Here is a 17,017-nt window from a genome sequence, read left to right as displayed (position 1 = left end):
TAAAAAACGCCCCGCTGATGCGGGGCGTCTGGTCTTGCCATGACATGGGCCTGATCAGCTCAAGCGCTGCATGTAGTCGATATAGCCGAAGGTCCTGACCGTTCGAATCTCGCGGCTTGTTTCATCGACCCGGCAGATCGAGGGCAGGCGGATGCCGTTGAAGGTGGTGGTCTTGACCATGGTGTAATGCGCCATGTCAGTGAACACCAGCCGGTCGCCAACCTCGAGCGGTGCGTCAAAGGCGTAATCGCCGATCACGTCACCGGCCAGACAGGTCATGCCACCCAGCCGATAGGTATGCGCCTTGTCACCCGGGAGCGCGCCACCAATGATCTCGGGACGGTACGGCATCTCCAGCACGTCCGGCATATGGGCCGTGGCAGAGGTGTCGAGAATCGCGATCGAGCCGTTGTTATCGACGATATCCAGTACGGTCGCCACCAGATAGCCGGTATTGAGCGCAATGGCTTCACCTGGTTCCAGATAGACTTCCAGATGCGGATAGCGCGCGCGGAAATCACGAATCACGCGCACCAGCCGCGCCACATCGTAATCGTCACGCGTGATGTGATGCCCACCGCCGAAGTTGACCCAGCGCATTTCACTCAGATACTGACCGAACCTCATCTCGAACGCGGCCAGCGTCTCTTCGAGCGCATCACTGTTCTGCTCACACAGGGTGTGAAAGTGAAGCCCTTCAAGACCGTCGAGATCATTTGGTCCAATGTCCCGTGCGCGGGTGCCCAGCCGTGAGCCGGCGGCACAGGGATCATAGAGCGCTACTGCCCCGGTGGAATGCTCGGGGTTCACCCGCAGTCCACAGGAGATGCGCCGCGGTGCTGCCGTGACGGTATCGCGATGACGCCGCCACTGACCGGGCGAGTTGAAACTCAGATGATCGGCATAGCGCAGGACTTCCGTCATCTCGGCTTCGGTAAAGGCCGGCGAGTAGACATGCACCTCGCCGCCAAAGGTCTCGGCCCCCAGACGCGCTTCATCCTGACCGCTGGCCGTCGTGCCGACCAGATACTGGCGCACCAGCGGGAAGCTGTCCCACAGGGCAAAGCCCTTCAGCGCCAGAAGGATTTTCGCTCCGCTGTCCTTTTGTACCTGCCCCAGACGCTCGAGATTGCGTTTGAGCAGCGCGTCATCGACCACATAGGCCGGTGACGGGCAGGCATGGATGTCGAAGTCGATACGGTGATCGTTCATCAATGCTCAGCCCAGCGGGTCATGGTCGGGGTCGAGCTCGACCATCTGCCAGGGCAGGCCCATGTCGCCAATGCGTTCCATAAAGGGATTCGGATCGAGCTGCTCGACGTTGAACACGCCATCGCCCTTCCAGAGCCCTTCCAGCATCAGCATGGCACCGGTCACTGCCGGGACGCCGGTCGTGAACGAGATCGCCTGGGACTGCACTTCGGCGTAGCACTTCTCGTGATCGCAGATGTTGTAGATATACACCTTGCGACGCTTGCCATCCTTGATGCCGTCGAGGATGACGCCAATGTTGGTCTTGCCTTTCGTGCGCGGGCCAAGCGATGCCGGGTCCGGCAGAACGGACTTCAAAAACTGCAGCGGCGAGATCTCACAGCCGTTGACGTTGATCGGTTCGATGCTGGTCATGCCGACGTTTTCCAGCACCTTGAGATGCGTCAGGTACTTATCGGAAAAGGTCATCCAGAAGCGAATACGCTCGATGCCCTTGATGTTTTGCGCCAGTGATTCCAGCTCTTCGTGATAGAGCAGGTAAAGATCCTTTTCACCGATGCCGTCGAAATCAAAGGTACGCTTTTCCGACAGCGGCGCCGTTTCGACCCATTCGCCCTTCTCCCAGTAGCGACCGTTCGCGGTGATTTCGCGAATGTTGATCTCCGGGTTGAAGTTGGTGGCAAACGGATAGCCGTGGTCGCCGCCATTGGCATCGAGAATGTCGATGCGGTGGATCTCGTCAAACAGGTTCTTCTGGCCATAGGCGCAGTAGATGTTGGTCATGCCCGGATCGAAACCGCAGCCGAGCGTGGCCATGTTGCCGGCCTTGGCATAACGGTCCTGGAAGGCCCACTGCTCCTTGTACTCGAACTTCGCCTCATCGGGATGCTCGTAGTTGGCCGTGTCCAGATAGGGCACGCCGGTACGCAGGCAGGCTTCCATGATGGTCAGATCCTGATAGGGCAGCGCCACATGGATCAGGATATCCGGCTTGAAGGATTCAATCAGCGCGACCAGGGCCTCAACGTCATCGGCGTCGACCTGCGCGGTCTGAATGGGACGCGACAGCTGATCGGCAATCGACTTGCACTTTTCTTCGTTGCGACTGGCCAGACAGACCTCGCCAAACACTTCAGGATGTTGTGCACACTTGTGGGTTACAACCCCACCGACGCCACCGGCGCCAATAATCAGAACCTTGTTCATGGAGTCAATTCCAGATCGGGAAAGTCAACAGTGGTAAGGGTCTTATCGGTAGTGGGCAACCAACTTTTCACCAGGAAAGATTCAGCACACCCCGACCCGATGCCACCCCGGTCGTGGTCTCACCTGCCCAAAAGGCATTGCGGCAAGAAGGCGCCGATGATGGCCTTGCCGGCCGCCGGTCTCAAGTGTTTTTACATTAATATGTGAGGACAGATGGGCACCAGAGGGGCTGGCGCCGTCATCAAGTCAAGGAGGCCCGGCTGTCACCAATGAGGGGATGCATCCGCTTCGAAATGTCTTTACCATACTGGGGTATAGTATATAGAGACGTTGTCATGCCGCATTCTCCCGCTGCAAAAAAGCGTGTTCTTACCCGGGTGCGTCGCATTCGAGGCCAGTGTGAGGCGCTGGAACGTCAGCTGGAAGCCGGCGCCGAGTGCGCCCCGATTCTGCAACAGATCGCGGCCATGCGCGGTGCCATCAACGGCCTGATGTCGGAGATGATGGAAACGCACATCCGTGAGACCTTTGGCGACGCCGCCGCCAGCGACGAGGAGCGTACCGCTCGCGTCGATGAGACGGCATCACTGATCCGTTCCTATCTGAAATAGCCTGTGGCCCGCGACTCGGGCCCTTCGCAACCTCAAGGAGAGTCACTTGAAATCACGTGCTGCTGTCGCCTTTGGGCCGGGCAAACCGCTCGAAATCGTGGAAATTGACGTTGAACCGCCCCGCAAGGGTGAAGTCCTGGTGCGCATTACGCATACCGGTGTCTGCCACACGGATGCTTTCACGCTCTCCGGTGAAGACCCGGAAGGTATCTTCCCGGCCGTACTGGGCCATGAGGGCGGCGGTATCGTCGAGGCCGTCGGTGAAGGCGTGACCAGCGTCAAGCCGGGCGATCACGTCATCCCGCTTTACACTGCCGAATGCGGCGAGTGCAAGTTCTGCCGTTCCGGCAAGACCAATCTGTGCTCGGCCGTTCGCGCCACTCAGGGCAAGGGCCTGATGCCGGATGGCACCACGCGCTTTTCCTATAATGGTGAGCCCATCTATCACTACATGGGCACCAGTACCTTCAGTGAGTACACGGTCGTTGCCGAAGTGTCACTGGCCGTGATCAACGAAGAGGCGCCGCTGGAAAAGGTGTGTCTGTTGGGCTGTGGCGTGACCACAGGTATCGGTGCTGTGCACAACACTGCGAAGGTCAAGGAAGGTGATACCGTTGCCATCTTCGGTCTCGGCGGTATCGGGCTTGCGGCCATTCAGGGAGCGGTGCAGGCGAAGGCCTCACGCATCCTGGCCATCGACACCAATCCGGACAAGTTCGAGCTGGCCCGCTCCATGGGCGCTACCGACTTCATCAACCCTAAGGATCATGATCGTCCGATCCAGGAAGTGATCGTCGAGATGACCGATGGCGGCGTGGACTTCAGCTTTGAGTGCATCGGCAACGTCGATGTCATGCGCTCGGCGCTGGAGTGCTGTCACAAGGGCTGGGGCGAGAGCATCATCATTGGCGTGGCAGGCGCCGGCAAGGAGATCAGCACCCGTCCCTTCCAGCTGGTGACCGGCCGGGTCTGGAAAGGCTCCGCCTTTGGCGGCGTCAAGGGTCGCTCGCAGCTGCCGGGCATGGTCAATGACTATCTGGGCGGCAGGATCGATCTTGATCCCTTCGTCACGCATACCATGCCGCTGGAACAGATCAATGAAGCCTTTGATCTGATGCATGACGGTAAATCGATCCGCACGGTCATCCACTACTGATCGAGCGCCAGTGCGCGGGCGCCACTGGTCATCATGAAGGGGCGGGACAGCGAAGATGCTGTCCCGCCCCTTTTATGCATGACCTGCTGCATCAACGTACTGCATCAGCAGCGCATGCCAACCCGGCGCTCCGTTCACCGCTGACGACGATCAGTTCATGTATGGGTCGTTGATCAGGCACAGCCGCCCGCATCAGCGTCGGGCATAGACCAGGGCGTCAGACGTGGCAATGCCGAGCGAGCTCCGGCAGGCACCGAGTCACGTTTTGCCAGCAGCAGATCAATCTGATCCGGGGTCATCGGGCGAGAGAGAAAATATCCCTGCGCCAGCGGACACCCGAGACGCTGCAGCATCTGTAACTGCTCCAGGGTTTCAACACCCTCTGCCACGATGTCCAGTTCAAGGGTTTTGCCGAGCCACAACAGACTTTGCATGATGGCCATGGAGCGCTTGTGAAGGACCATGCGCAGCACAAAGGCTCGATCCACCTTGATGGCGTCAATCTCGTACTGATCGATATAGCTCAACGCCGAATAGCCGGTGCCGAAGTCATCCAGCACGATGCTCACGTCCAGTGCGCGAATATCATGCAAAATCTGACCGATGATATCGGGGTGGTGGCGAAAAACGCCTTCGTTGATTTCAAGCTGCAATAGATGCGCAGGCACCCCGCTGCTTTCCAGCGCCGAGACAAGATCACTCTTGAAACTATGATGCTTGAGCTCCTGGGCCGAGACATTGATGTTCAGCGTCAGCTGGTCACAGGCCTCGGGATGCGTCCGACGCCAGATCGCCAGCTGCTGACAGGCCTCATGCACGACCCAGTGACCGATGTCTCGCAGGATACCAAGCTCTTCGGCCATGCCGATAAAGACTTCCGGTGCCACACGACCGCGCTCGGGGTGCTGCCAGGTCAACAGGGCCTCGATGCCCCTGATCGAGCGCGAATGCGGTTCATGTATGGGCTGATAGCACAGCGTGAACTCATCACGTTTCATGGCATGACGCAGGTCATTTTGCAGCGCCAGCGTCTCGACCACGCTTGCACGCATGGAAGGCGTAAAAAAGACGTAGCGCCCGACCCCCTCTTCCTTGGCCACATACATGGCGGTGTCGGCATCACGCAGCAGCTCTTCGGGCGTGTGGTAATGCGCCTCCAGCAGCACAATCCCGATGCTGCTGGAAGAAAAAATATTCTGCCCCTGAATTCTGAAGGGCTTTTGCAGACACTGAGCGATGCGATGGGCCACCTCACCGGCTGCCCGCCCCGGCGAGACATCCTCGATCAGCACCACGAATTCGTCCCCGCCGACACGGGCCAGGGTATCAACGCTGCGCAGACAGGATTCGAGCCGGCGCGCCATCTCCGTTAACAGCTGATCGCCGGCGCGATGACCGAGACTGTCATTAACGAGCTTGAAGCGATCCAGATCCATGAACAGTACCGCGGCTTCAGGCTGCGACGGTGGCGTTCTTGAAAGCAGCTCGCGTAGCCGACCCATGATCCAGGCCCGATTATAAAGCTCGGTCAGGTTGTCATGGGTCGCCGCCCAGGACAGCTCCTGCTCAATGCGCTGACGCTCCAGCAACCTTGCCTCCAGCGCCATGTTTTCCGCCTGCGCCCGACGGGCCTGCTTCTCTATCGCCTCGGCGCGCTTGCGCTCACTGATGTCACGCTGCACCGAGATCCAGTGGGTGAACCATCCCTTCTCATTGGCCACCGGCACAATACTGACCTCGACCCAGAACTCACTGCCGTCGCGGCGGGAATTCAAAAGCTCGACTTCCACGGGCTGCCACTTTTCCAGTGCTGCTCTAAGGCGGTCCAGCGTAGCGCGGTCGGTCTTCCCGTTTTGCAAAATGCGCGGGGTCTTGCCCAGCACCTCGGCTTCGCTATAACCGGTCGTACGAGTGAAGGCGGCGTTGCAGTAGACGATGCGCGGTCCGGGCAGGCCGAACGGCTCGGCTTCGGTAATCAGGATGGCGTCGTTGGCATGGACCACGACCGATTCCAACAGCCTGAGGCGTTCACGCCCGCTGGTATTCACAATATCGATCGGTTCACGGATCTGCTGACAGTCATGATGACGGCCAAGCTGGGCGGCGTGCGTATGCAGCACATAGCACTGCGCCGTACTCAACCCTCGCCGTAGACGCACGTCACAGACCATCAGCAGGCCCAGCAACTCATCGCGTCCCGAGCGCACGACGGTCAGTGCTGCAAAGGCAATGCCTTCCGGCCAGGGCAGGTCCGACACAGGGGCCTCGGTGCGACGAACATCCTCGAGACACAGATATCCTTCACCGCTGCTGTCAATCAAATGACACAGCAAAGCGATATTGTCGCGCGATAAAGAACCTGTCAGGCCACTTCCGTAACCGGCCATGACGTCACCACAGGTGCCATAAAAAATGCTGAGGGCACAGTCAGTGGCATGCGCTGCGCTGCGCAGCAACTGTTGTAAGGGGGCACCCTTGCGGTCGTAGGATACGGTCATGGTTGGTCCATCATCTTTTTGGAGCCTGCTTCGTTGATAACGGCCTTAATGCATTTTCCTGAAGTGACCTCACACATTATCCCATAACATAAATTCCATTGGCTTAAGGTTTATCAGACCTGGCCGATAAGACGGCATCATCAGGCAACCCCTCCCGACTGCAAAAAAGGGTGTAGAGCGAACATGAAGCTGATCGATGACATGACCGTCAAAACAAGCTGGACACTGGTGATTGCCGTTTTCGTGGCATTGATCATGGGGGTCAGCGCCCTCGGGTTGTACGGTCTTCATTATAGCCAGTCCACCCTGTTGCAGCTTATGGCCGAGGAAGGCAGTCGCAACGGTCAGTTACGAGCCGATTTTGAAACCACGGCGCAGGTGCTGCGAACGATCATGGTGCTGGCCATTGTGATGGCGATCCTCGTCAGTGCCGTGGTGATGTGGGGGGTAACTGTCAACGTCATCAATCCGCTCAAGCGACTCGTTACCCACTTTGAACGCATGTCGAAAGGCGATCTTTCAATGGCCGCCGAACAGCGCGGTGACAACGAAATCGGTCGACTCTTCAATGCCTTGTCCAGCACCCAGCGCAGCCTCTCTCATACGGTCAATACCGTGCGCCAGGGCAGCCACCGAATTAATGACAATGCGCGCCTGATTGCCCGCGACAACACCGATTTGTCCGCCCGTACCGAGCAGCAGGCTGCCTCGCTCGAGCAGACGGCGGCCAGCATGGAAGAGCTGACGGCCACCGTGTCACAAAATGCCGAAAACTCACGCCAGGCCAGCCAATTGGCCCAGGAAGCGTCACATCAGGCGCAGCGCGGCGGCGAGGTCATTGTCGAAGTACAGCAGACCATGGAAGGGATCAGTCAGAGTTCACAGCAGATGGGCGATATCATTGCCCTCATCGACTCGATTGCCTTTCAGACCAACATTCTGGCGCTCAATGCCTCTGTCGAGGCTGCGCGTGCCGGCGAGCAGGGCAAGGGATTTGCCGTCGTGGCTGGTGAAGTACGGGCACTGGCGGGTCGCTCGGCCAGCGCGGCCGGCGATATCCGCGAGCTGATCGATAATTCTCTCAAACGGGTCAACAGTGGCTCGACCCTGGTGGAGCAGGCCAGCACGACCATGCAGGGCATTGTCGAGTCCGTCCAGCGCGCTACCGGCATCATCAGTGAGATTGCTTCGGCATCACAGGAACAAAGCAGCGGTATCACTCAGGTCAACCAGGCCATCTCACAGATCGATCAGGTGACGCAGCAAAACGCCGAACTGGTGCAAAACGCAGCTCAGGCGGCCAGCGAGCTGGAACGTCAGGCGCACGCACTGCGTGATTCGGTTGATCTCTTTGTACTTCCCGAAGAGCCTGTCCAGCAGCCCGCAACCAAGCCCTCCAACGTTCATACAGCAGAGTCTGCACACCCCATCAGGCAGGTGACCGGAGCCCTGGAGGCGACCGACACTGACAAACCTGCCGCGCCTGTCGCCAGACAGTCTGCACCGTCGTCGACAAAGGCCCCTGCCCCCACGGCGCCAGCGCACAGTACACGTGTTACCAGTGATGGGGATGAGTGGGAAACCTTCTAGCGGGAGGAGCCTCGGAAACGCCTGAACGCCTGTTGCCATGAAAGATACAGCCTGCAGTAAAAAGGACCGCTGATGCGGTCATTTTTGCAGGCGGGCATATCGTCACGGATCATGATCGATCTACACCCGCCTCCAGTGCCAGTAGCGCCTGTTCGATAGCCTCTACATGTGCATCGTCATGGCCCATATCGCGTATCGAATCCGCCAGCATCAGCAGATAGTCGCGATTGGGACCGCTGGGGCCGACCGCCGTCGAAATCTGTTGGGCAATTTCCAGTGCAGAGGCTTCCCCGAGCCAGGCTTCGTTGCCTTCGGTGGCCATGTAAACCAGTGCTTCACTGCGCTTGCCATCATCAAAATAAAGATCGGTCACAACACGCATATAACCGTTTTTTTCCCGGACATCGAGTCCTTCGAGCACATCAGGCGTAATCAGGTAGGCCATGCCATGACAAACGGCATCTTCCCGCGGCACAAGGGTGGCCACCCGGCCCGGCCATTCAAGCGTACCGCGATGGTCATGTGAGCCCTGCCAGAAACGACGCGCCCATCCCCTGATGCTGGCAGGTCGACGCGCCTTGAAGGCAAAACCGGTCTTGTAGATTAGCGAGCCGTAGCCAAACAGCCACAGCGGCGCATCGGACTCATCTGTGCGGATGCAGGAGGTCGCAGGCATTGGTGTCTCAGACATGGATACATCACGACATTGAAAGTGGGCAGTCAAGGGTTAAAGCTACGCAGGCCTCATGGTCAGCCAGTGCTTTCGACCTCCTCCTCATCATTGTCTGCCACCAGTGCACCCGTGCGCGAAAGAAGCTGTTCCACCTCAGGATGGCCGGGTGCTTCAGTGGCGTCATCGGGCTCCAGAAGGGCATCAACATCGTCAATGGTACAAAGCATGCCCTCAACGACCACATAGGGCACGCTACCGCGTTTTTGTACTTGTCGCACCAGCTTCATGGAGGCCGGTACACATTGCAGTAGAGGACTGGCCTGCCAAGCCTGCGGGACGCTAGCCATCGCAGTCTGCTCATCGCAGCCAGCCGCCACGATATGCTCTCCTTCAAGCACAACGACGCCTGCAACAACCACGCCTGTAGTAGAAAGGTCGTCCATGGTTTTTTCCTCAAGTGCCCGATAAGAATGACTATTCTAAACGGCCGGAGCTAAATCATCATCTTCCGAGCCCGTTAAAGGACACCCTTGCGTCTGCTTTTGCTTCAACGACCATCATCCATCTGCATCGCTCAGAATCGCCTTCGCAGCGTATGGCCACTGGCCGCTATCGCGGTGGCTTTTGCCCTGCATCAGATACTTGAAGGCCTCGTCTGGCCAGGCATCGATGAAATTGATTGGCCCGGGCACCGGGCTCATCTGGAAGAAGGCGTTGAAGTAAAGGACACGAGCCACCACATCAACGAGGGGTAATGGTCTGCAATGTTCTAGACTCAGGGCAATGGATGTTAATCATCCCCTGACAATGATGGAGAGTACTCATGGACGAGCAAAAGAAGGGCCCCACTGATGAGCGCCCTGCACGTGACAGCGGCGAGGTGACCGCCGCCACCTCGGAAACGGATGCATGGACGCGGGATCTGGAAGATATCAATGACGGCACGGGCTCCACGGAAAATGCCTCCGTATTGCCCGATGAAAATGACGAGTACGCCGATCTGACAGAGACCGGTGCACTGGATGAAGACGAACGCCTTCTCGATGAAAAGGAAGCCGAGCTTGAGAACGAGCTGGAGGTGACCGAAGCCGACGAAGAAGGGATTGAGGCCAACATCAAGGCGCTTGATTTTGAAGAGCCCGAAGGCGGTGATCACGTCGACCCACAGCGCACTCGCCCGGATCTGGAAAGCCGTGACCCGGATGACCTGTAAACCCTGACCGGTTCGGATCAGGTAACACCCCCTATTTTTGGCACGTCAAAAGCATCAAAGGGGCCGATCACAATCGGCCCCTTTTTGCATTCAGCGCGGCCTAGAAACTACGCCTTTTACCGCGGAGCCTGCCCGGCGTTCCAGCACCATACGGTAATTTCCGAGATATCCTCGAAGTGCTGACGGATTAAAGGTCACGTATTAAAAAGGCGGTGCACGATAGTGCGCCGCCCGAGACCGTCATGGCTCACGGCAACCCTTACGCCGGCTGCTGCAATACGTTGTCGATGTCGCGTTGATCCCGACTGCTGCTCATTTTTGCAAAGCGATGCAGCGTGATGTCCAGACGCTTGATCATGCCCTCGACCAGTTCGATCTGTTCTTCTTCCATCTCACCGGAGGCGCGTAGCTGGCTCAGCAGCGCCTGACTGGCGTCGGTGAAGCGCTCGTCGAAATCTCCCCAGGCACAGGCCTGATAGGCATGGGCAAGCGCCATCTGCCACTGTTTCAGGGCTTCACGGGTCGATGACGTATCATCCAGACTGACCACTCGGCGGTAGTTGGCCAGAATCAGGTGTCCCAGATTCAGGCCGGTCATGCCCAGATCCAGCAAATAGCGCTGGTCTTCCGGCAACTGGCTGTCAAAGTTGGCCAAACGCTGGACCCGCTCCACCATGCGCCCGTTGAACCAGTCGGCTGCCCGTTCTCGCGAATGCCTGCAGGAACGCGCCCAGAGCTGGTTCATGTCATCGGTAATGGCACGGATGACACGCCGGCGCAGCACCAGTGCATTGGGAGAAGGGATGACCCGGAAAACGGTATAGAGGATGGTCAGCCCCAGAGCGATGGCCAGCGTGCGGTCCATGAAACTGCTGATATTAAAGGTCATGTTATTACTGGGCATGGTCAGGATGGTATAAATGATGCAAAAGCCAAGGCCATTGGCCAGCACCGCGCGATTGTTGAGCGCCATCAAACCCAGAAATAGCGGCGCGCCGAAGACCATGATCAGCATGAGATATTCATGGGGTGCCTGTGCCAGCAGAACATTGCCAAATACCAGAGCGGCCACGGCCCCGACAGCCCCTCCCTTCATGACCTTGCCCAGCATGACCGTTGGCGAGGGAAAGGAGGCAAACATGGTGCCAAAAATCACGGGCATGACCATCATCAGCACCCCGGAGCCCCACTGGGTCGCGACATAAATGATTGAGCCGATGGCAAACAAAAGGCTGGATCGAATGCCGATGGTCAGCGCCGGCATATAGTCACGATGACGTGACAGTCGTGGCGCTTTGAGTCGCGTATTTTCGGCATCATTGATGGCGTGATGCGCCTCGACCATGACGCTGGCATAGCCCAGCAGCATCATCAGGCCCTGCGCCATGCGTCTTGCCAGCGGTGTGCCATGACGGTGCAGCTCGGCCTTCTGGATACGCTGCCGAAGACCATTGATTTCGCGCTTGCGCTCGCTATAGGTCTGACGCGAACGGACCCGCTCCATGGTGTCACGAATGTCCTTGAGGGCTTCTTCGAACGCCTCGCTGGAAAGCGTCGGGTGCTCGCGCACCAGGCGTGCGTAGGTCTGCATTTCAGCCATCATGGACAGTGCCCGCTGCGACAGAAGGTAGGCCGCCCGGGCACGCCCCGGGCCGTGCGGCCCTTCATAGACTACGGCACTGCTGTCATTGTTGAGCGTCAATGCCTGCTCCAGCGCAGACATGATCTGCGCACGGGCATCACCCATCGAGACACTGGCGTCAAGATGCATGACGAGCGCCTTGAACGTCTGGTCAATCACCGTATTGGCATGGCTATAAATGATGTTTCGGACCCGATTGGGCCACAGCAGCATGCTGACCAGCGTGGCACAGGTCGCCCCCAGCACGATCTCGCTGACGCGCGCGACGGCAATATCAAAAACGCCCTGACTTGAATTGTTGTTCACAATGGTCAGCACCACGACAAGGATGGCCGTGGCCGCCCCCATCGCAAAGCCATAGGTCAGGTTGAAGTTACGGGTCAGTGCCGAGGAGGTGGCACAGATAAAGATCCAGATCATCAAAAGCATCAGTGCCATGGCCGGCATCTGCATGCTCAGCGCCATGATCAAAATCCCGATACCCCCACCGATCACGGTACCGCCGATCTGGCAAAAGCCCTTCTCGATGACCAGTCCACTCTGGGGGCGAATCTGCAGGAAGACTGCAGAGATCAGCGCCCAATAGGGCCGGTCCAGCTGCATTTCCATGGCGAGATAAAGCGACAGGGTCATGGCCACCAGACCCTTGGTCGCAAACTTGAGGGTATTGATGTCCGGCGTCAGGTAAACGCGCGCCCAGGGGCCAAGAGCCATGATCAGGGATCCCGCTGCTCGGCGTCACTGGTCACCGCCGGCGGGATATCAGGATCACGGGCCTGCTCGCCGGCGTTGCCCATACCGTGCGGGCGTACACCATCAACACCGTCATCCTTCTGACGCGGGTCATCAATGCGCACACTGGCGGTCATGCCAGAACTCAGATAAACGCCATCGGGAATATGATCGATGGCAATATCCACGGGAATTCGCTGGGACAGGCGCACCCAGGTAAAGGTCTGCTGCACCTGCGGCAGAAGCTGCCCATCGGGCGTGGTGTTGGTATTGGCGATCCCGCGGCCAATACTCACCACGTGGCCATGCATTTCCTGATCACCGCCCATCAGCCAGACACTGGCACCATCACCGATATCGATCGAGGGGATCTTGGTCTCCTCGAAATAAGCCGTGATGTAGAAGGATCCATTGCGCACGATCGACATCTGCGCATTGCCCTGGCTGACATAATTGCCCTGACGCAGATGCAAATTAATGACAGAGCCGTCCACCGGTGAGGTCACCACGCTACGCTCAAGGTCAATGCGGGCACTGTCGAGCTGCGCCTTTGCCAGGTCACGCTGTGCTTTCGCGATTTGTGCATTGAGCCGCGCGGTTTCGCGATCTTCGGTACTGATGGCGTTGCTGCCCAGATTGCGGCGGCGCTCATACTCATGCTCGCTGAGCTGGTACGAGTACTCTCGATTGGCAAGCGTCGCCTCGGCCTGACGAACGGCCGCCTCATAGCGCTCGTGATTGACGGTAAAGAGTACGTCGCCGGCCTTCACCTGTTGATTATCATGGGCATCGAGATCCATCACCCAGCCCGAGACATCGGGGGCGATGGTGACGATATCGGCGCGAACACGGGCGTCGCGCGTCCAGGGCGTATACATATAGTACTGCCATAGCCAGATACCCAGCGCGATGGCAATGGCGGCCAGCACCAGCGTAATGAAAACTCTAATAATCGTGCGCATTCAGGTTTCGCTTCTACAACACATGACTTGAAAGGTAGGTCACCACGGCCAGCACAATCACGAACAGACTGACGTCAAACCACGCCTCCTGCCACACCCAGCGTGTCAGACCTGCCTTGTGCATCATGGTTCGCAGCAACGCCGAAATCACCAGAGACACCAGCGCAAACAGCAGCATCGGACTGATGAAGACACCGCCAATGGAAAGTTCACGCAGTAACACGCCCTTCTCCTGTTTCTGTTCCATCAAGGGCCTTCGTCATGAAAGCAGTGCTCATGATGGCGGAATCACCGTCAATATCGGTAATGAAGTGCCCAAAGCATAGTGCAGTACCGCTGACCCGGCGCTGTTGAAAACCCCGTTCCTGTCGAACAAACCGGTCAGCAACCGCGGCATTGTACGCGTCATGCCTTGTGAAGGCATCGCAGAAAAAGGCACGCCTCCTTACTCTCGCTCATTTAAATGGAGCGTACAGCGCCTGATAATCGGCATCAAAAAAGCCGGCCTCCCAAAGGAGGCCGGCTCATTATATGTCGCAAGCGTCACGAGGACGATCAGGACAGGTGCTTAGAAGCTGTAGGCGATACCGGTACCGAAACCATCACCAACATTCTCTTCACGGTCATACTTGGCGCCTTCGAGCCATACATACATCTGGCTGCTCAGGTTATAGGTCGCGCCAAGAATGAACTCATTGTAGCTCTTGTCGCTACCCTGATCGACACCGGCGAAGGAGTCCGGATCGATAAGGGCAACAGCATTACGCTCGGCATCAACGTACTGATAGGAACCGTAAAGATCGCCTGAGCCATAGCTGTAGCGGGCACCAATACCATAGCGATTCGCGTTGGCATCATCTTCCCACTCGCCGTGTACCTGTTCCCATTTGGCAGCTACGCGCAGGTCATCACTCATCTGCCAGGTCGCATTCAAACCAAACTGCTGACCGTAGTCATGGTCATCACCGTTAGCTTCGACATACTCAAAATTTCTCAGATCGTCATAGACTGCAGCCAAGGTCCAATCACCGACCATGTAGCGCAGACCACCGAACAGGGCGGCATTACCACCGTCCTTGGTCTGGAACTGCCCGGTCAGACCTGCACGATCCCTGACGTTGTTTTGAAACTCTTGAGTATCTTCAGCATCGCCGTAGTAACGAGTACCGACTGCGAACTGCAGACCACCAGTAATCGGTGAAGTGTAAGTAATCTTGTTGGCTTCGCGGTAAGTGGAGCCGCCAATATCACTACCACTGGTGGTGTTACTGAAGTATTCGTTGTTGGAGACAGGATCCTGAATCCAGTCATTCAACAGATCATCCCAGGAACCGATGCGAACATCACCGAAGTCGCCAGTCAGACCAAGATAAGCCTGGTCACCCTTGGACAGGCCGGAACCATTAGAGTTGGAGCCGCCAGCAGCGTAATAACCTTTTTGTTGATCGGCATTAAATTCAAATTCGGCGCGGAAGTAGCCGGTCAGGTCCGGATTAATAATGTGTTCGCCACGGAACCCGACAGTAGAACCGTTGTCGAAAAGGTCATCATCGCCATGAACGGTGCCATCATCCTGAACACCTTTAACATTACGCCAGCCCAGCTGAACGTTACCGTAAACGTCCAGTTTGGAACCGTCCTGATTGTAAACCGTGGCCGCCTGGGCACCAGCCGCCATCGTGCCGAGCGCACCGGCAATCGCAGTCGCTAAGAGCGTCTTTTTCATCTTGGTTTTTCCTTAACTGGCTAACTGTTCGATTGTCTGCCGTGGCAGATGCCCGACGCCGGTGGCGTTCGAGCTTTTATTGTTTGTTGCTCGCCGGGCTACCTTATAACGGCGTTTTCACTAACGCAACAAGAAAAAAACAGCGTTTCCGTTCTTTTTACTATTGGACTAGAACGCCGCTCTCAGGCCGGTATCTTGGGATAAAACCATTACTTTTATATGACATCTTCTTTTGTGTAATCAAAAAAAGAGCGCCCTTTAGGGGCGCTCTTTTTGGTAAAAACAAAAAACATCAAAGCGTTACATCATACAAAGTTTTATTGGCAAAACACGTGCCACTTAGTTTGCAGCGTAACGATTAATGTCTTCCATTGTTTTATTTAACGCTGATGCAGATGGGCCAGCTCGGACATCTTTTGTGCCAATCTGCGCTTTTGCTTTTCGGCCTCTCGCTCCTGCTGACGATCCTGCAGGCGCTTGAGCTGCTCCTTTGCATGCTGGGCATCTTCTTCTTCAACCCGGCCGGCCTCCTGGCCTTCCAGGTCGATACGTGCGGCATTCACCCGCACCGACTTGAGATAACGCGGCAGGTTGACATAGCCCGCCAGCGCCCGGCGAATCAGCTTTTCATTGTAAGGTTCGCGAGCCGAAAGGGCCTCGTGAATCCCGATGGCCAGCGGTCGGGTATGACGCTCGAAAAAGGTTTTGGGATAGCGACGATACCACTGCTTGAGAAGCGCCTGAGGAGAGATCTCTTCCTGGGCAGGCTCAATCGGTGCGGTTTCAACAACTTCGGACATGTTCTGCTCTGTAGGCGGGGTTGATTCATCTGGCGCCGGCGACAAGGCGTCGGGTTCTGCTGTCAACTCGGAGATGGGTAAACGAGAGACATCACTATCGGGCGCTTCCGTACTGCCGGCTTCTGCCCCCTCGGCAGTCATGGCAACGCTCTCTGAAGGGCTCTCCGTCAGTTCAGGCTGCGCAGACGGGGGCTCAGGGTCGGCACCCGACATCTGCTGAATGCGTGTCAGGCGAGCCATCAGTTCCCGATTGGTGCTTTCAAGCTCCCGAATCCGGGCTCCTGCACTTTCCAGACGCGCTTTCAGATCGCCTGCCTGCTGCTCAAGCGTGCTGAACACTTCATCTAAACGATCGCTCACGCCCATCTCCCAAGCCTTTTCATGATGGTGTCTGTCTTCGACACCATCGAACCATACATTATTTTATGGGACCTGCAGCCAGCATCCGGCAAGCCAGTATCAGGCCTGTGCAGCGTCGTTTCTTTCATAGCGCACAAAGTCGTAGCCGGGCTGCCCCTCAGTGGGCGAGCCTGCTACCCGCTCCACTTCCTGCCAGTGCTCATCCAGCGAAGGGAAATGGGTATCCCCTTCCACCTCGACATCAATTTCTGTCAGATAAAGTCGGGAAGCGCAAGACAGTGCCTGCTGATAAATCTCGCCCCCCCCGATGACCATGATCTCCTCATTGCCTTCAATCATGGCCTGATCGTCTGCCAGCGCCAGCGCGCTTTCCAGATCATGGCATACCCGTACGCCGGGATGCTCAAAGCTCGTATCGCGTGTCACCACAATATTGAGACGGTTGGGTAGCGCCTTGCCAATGGAGGCAAAGGTAGCGCGTCCCATCACCACCGGCTTGTGCAATGTGACTGCCTTGAAAAACTTCAGATCCTCGGGCAAATACCAGGGCAGCTTGCCCTCAACGCCGATCACACGATTGCGTGAAACCGCCGCAATCATGGCAATGGGGACCAGTGTTTCCTGCATGCTCTCACT

Annotated in this window: 15 protein-coding genes; 4 read left to right on the top strand and 11 right to left on the bottom strand. The window is 57.3% G+C overall.

The window, feature by feature from the left end:
- Window positions 1–54: 54 nt before the first annotated feature.
- Window positions 55–1,212 (bottom strand): carboxynorspermidine decarboxylase, encoded by a 1,158-nt coding sequence (nspC, locus tag KSP9073_RS12285; protein ID WP_108843236.1) that lies wholly within the window; start codon window positions 1,210–1,212, stop codon window positions 55–57.
- 6 nt (window positions 1,213–1,218) lie between these two features.
- Complete coding sequence (locus KSP9073_RS12280) at window positions 1,219–2,418, bottom strand: saccharopine dehydrogenase family protein (protein WP_108843235.1); 1,200 nt, start codon at window positions 2,416–2,418, stop codon at window positions 1,219–1,221.
- Window positions 2,419–2,753: 335 nt separating this feature from the next.
- Between KSP9073_RS12280 and frmR the strand changes: the two genes are divergently transcribed.
- Complete coding sequence (frmR, locus tag KSP9073_RS12275; RefSeq protein WP_108843234.1) at window positions 2,754–3,029, top strand: formaldehyde-responsive transcriptional repressor FrmR; 276 nt, start codon at window positions 2,754–2,756, stop codon at window positions 3,027–3,029.
- A gap of 46 nt (window positions 3,030–3,075) precedes the next feature.
- Window positions 3,076–4,185: an S-(hydroxymethyl)glutathione dehydrogenase/class III alcohol dehydrogenase gene (locus KSP9073_RS12270; protein ID WP_108843233.1), complete on the top strand. Its 1,110-nt coding sequence runs from the start codon at window positions 3,076–3,078 to the stop codon at window positions 4,183–4,185.
- A 173-nt stretch (window positions 4,186–4,358) separates the two neighbouring features.
- Here KSP9073_RS12270 and KSP9073_RS12265 read toward each other — a convergent pair whose 3' ends face one another.
- Entirely contained in the window at window positions 4,359–6,683 is a 2,325-nt protein-coding gene (locus KSP9073_RS12265) for a putative bifunctional diguanylate cyclase/phosphodiesterase (protein WP_108843232.1), read from the bottom strand.
- A gap of 183 nt (window positions 6,684–6,866) precedes the next feature.
- Here KSP9073_RS12265 and KSP9073_RS12260 point away from each other — a divergent pair, with 183 nt between their 5' ends.
- The gene (locus KSP9073_RS12260) at window positions 6,867–8,273 is read left to right on the top strand and encodes a methyl-accepting chemotaxis protein (protein ID WP_108843231.1); all 1,407 of its coding nucleotides are present in this window, start codon (window positions 6,867–6,869) and stop codon (window positions 8,271–8,273) included.
- Between the two features lie 109 nt (window positions 8,274–8,382).
- On the opposite strand, the gene KSP9073_RS12255 is transcribed toward KSP9073_RS12260, so the two are convergent.
- Both KSP9073_RS12255 and KSP9073_RS17510 read right to left on the bottom strand, forming a co-directional pair.
- Window positions 8,383–8,964 (bottom strand): gamma-glutamylcyclotransferase, encoded by a 582-nt coding sequence (locus tag KSP9073_RS12255; protein ID WP_108843230.1) that lies wholly within the window; start codon window positions 8,962–8,964, stop codon window positions 8,383–8,385.
- 59 nt (window positions 8,965–9,023) lie between these two features.
- Window positions 9,024–9,389, bottom strand: coding sequence for a hypothetical protein (locus KSP9073_RS17510; protein ID WP_133241021.1), 366 nt, complete (start codon window positions 9,387–9,389; stop codon window positions 9,024–9,026).
- A gap of 380 nt (window positions 9,390–9,769) precedes the next feature.
- On the opposite strand from KSP9073_RS17510, the gene KSP9073_RS12245 reads away from it, so the two are divergent.
- On the top strand, window positions 9,770–10,159 hold the full coding sequence (locus tag KSP9073_RS12245) for a hypothetical protein (RefSeq protein ID WP_108843228.1): 390 nt from the start codon (window positions 9,770–9,772) through the stop codon (window positions 10,157–10,159).
- Between the two features lie 259 nt (window positions 10,160–10,418).
- Here the strand turns inward: KSP9073_RS12245 and KSP9073_RS12240 are convergent, their stop codons facing one another.
- From KSP9073_RS12240 to KSP9073_RS12215, 6 genes are all read right to left on the bottom strand, one after another.
- Complete coding sequence (locus tag KSP9073_RS12240; RefSeq protein WP_108843227.1) at window positions 10,419–12,515, bottom strand: FUSC family protein; 2,097 nt, start codon at window positions 12,513–12,515, stop codon at window positions 10,419–10,421.
- A gap of 2 nt (window positions 12,516–12,517) precedes the next feature.
- The gene (locus KSP9073_RS12235; RefSeq protein WP_108843226.1) at window positions 12,518–13,495 is read right to left on the bottom strand and encodes an efflux RND transporter periplasmic adaptor subunit; all 978 of its coding nucleotides are present in this window, start codon (window positions 13,493–13,495) and stop codon (window positions 12,518–12,520) included.
- A 13-nt stretch (window positions 13,496–13,508) separates the two neighbouring features.
- Window positions 13,509–13,742 carry a DUF1656 domain-containing protein gene (locus KSP9073_RS12230; RefSeq protein ID WP_243409230.1) on the bottom strand — a complete coding sequence of 78 codons (234 nt, stop codon included), beginning with the start codon at window positions 13,740–13,742 and terminating at the stop codon, window positions 13,509–13,511.
- Between the two features lie 321 nt (window positions 13,743–14,063).
- Window positions 14,064–15,221, bottom strand: a complete 1,158-nt coding sequence (locus tag KSP9073_RS12225; protein ID WP_108843225.1) for a porin — start codon at window positions 15,219–15,221, stop codon at window positions 14,064–14,066.
- Between the two features lie 380 nt (window positions 15,222–15,601).
- Window positions 15,602–16,381 (bottom strand): ProQ/FINO family protein, encoded by a 780-nt coding sequence (locus KSP9073_RS12220; RefSeq protein ID WP_243409229.1) that lies wholly within the window; start codon window positions 16,379–16,381, stop codon window positions 15,602–15,604.
- 99 nt (window positions 16,382–16,480) lie between these two features.
- On the bottom strand, window positions 16,481–17,008 hold the full coding sequence (locus KSP9073_RS12215; protein WP_243409228.1) for a dihydrofolate reductase: 528 nt from the start codon (window positions 17,006–17,008) through the stop codon (window positions 16,481–16,483).
- Window positions 17,009–17,017 lie beyond the last annotated feature (9 nt).

Source organism: Kushneria phyllosphaerae (assembly GCF_900312995.1).
In the GTDB taxonomy this organism is placed as follows: domain Bacteria; phylum Pseudomonadota; class Gammaproteobacteria; order Pseudomonadales; family Halomonadaceae; genus Kushneria; species Kushneria phyllosphaerae.
Note: the sequence above shows the minus strand (reverse complement) of the source record. Positions and strands in the feature narration are given on the sequence as shown.

What these genes read in the sequence shown, in the direction of transcription:
- nspC (WP_108843236.1), bottom strand. Translation starts at nt 1,212, where the DNA reads ATGAACGATCACCGTATCGACTTCGACATCCATGCCTGCCCGTCACCG.
- KSP9073_RS12280 (WP_108843235.1), bottom strand. Translation starts at nt 2,418, where the DNA reads ATGAACAAGGTTCTGATTATTGGCGCCGGTGGCGTCGGTGGGGTTGTA.
- frmR (WP_108843234.1), top strand. Translation starts at nt 2,754, where the DNA reads ATGCCGCATTCTCCCGCTGCAAAAAAGCGTGTTCTTACCCGGGTGCGT.
- KSP9073_RS12265 (WP_108843232.1), bottom strand. Translation starts at nt 6,683, where the DNA reads ATGACCGTATCCTACGACCGCAAGGGTGCCCCCTTACAACAGTTGCTG.
- KSP9073_RS12260 (WP_108843231.1), top strand. Translation starts at nt 6,867, where the DNA reads ATGAAGCTGATCGATGACATGACCGTCAAAACAAGCTGGACACTGGTG.
- KSP9073_RS12255 (WP_108843230.1), bottom strand. Translation starts at nt 8,964, where the DNA reads ATGTCTGAGACACCAATGCCTGCGACCTCCTGCATCCGCACAGATGAG.
- KSP9073_RS17510 (WP_133241021.1), bottom strand. Translation starts at nt 9,389, where the DNA reads ATGGACGACCTTTCTACTACAGGCGTGGTTGTTGCAGGCGTCGTTGTG.
- KSP9073_RS12245 (WP_108843228.1), top strand. Translation starts at nt 9,770, where the DNA reads ATGGACGAGCAAAAGAAGGGCCCCACTGATGAGCGCCCTGCACGTGAC.
- KSP9073_RS12240 (WP_108843227.1), bottom strand. Translation starts at nt 12,515, where the DNA reads ATGGCTCTTGGCCCCTGGGCGCGCGTTTACCTGACGCCGGACATCAAT.
- KSP9073_RS12235 (WP_108843226.1), bottom strand. Translation starts at nt 13,495, where the DNA reads ATGCGCACGATTATTAGAGTTTTCATTACGCTGGTGCTGGCCGCCATT.
- KSP9073_RS12230 (WP_243409230.1), bottom strand. Translation starts at nt 13,742, where the DNA reads ATGGAACAGAAACAGGAGAAGGGCGTGTTACTGCGTGAACTTTCCATT.
- KSP9073_RS12225 (WP_108843225.1), bottom strand. Translation starts at nt 15,221, where the DNA reads ATGAAAAAGACGCTCTTAGCGACTGCGATTGCCGGTGCGCTCGGCACG.
- KSP9073_RS12215 (WP_243409228.1), bottom strand. Translation starts at nt 17,008, where the DNA reads ATGCAGGAAACACTGGTCCCCATTGCCATGATTGCGGCGGTTTCACGC.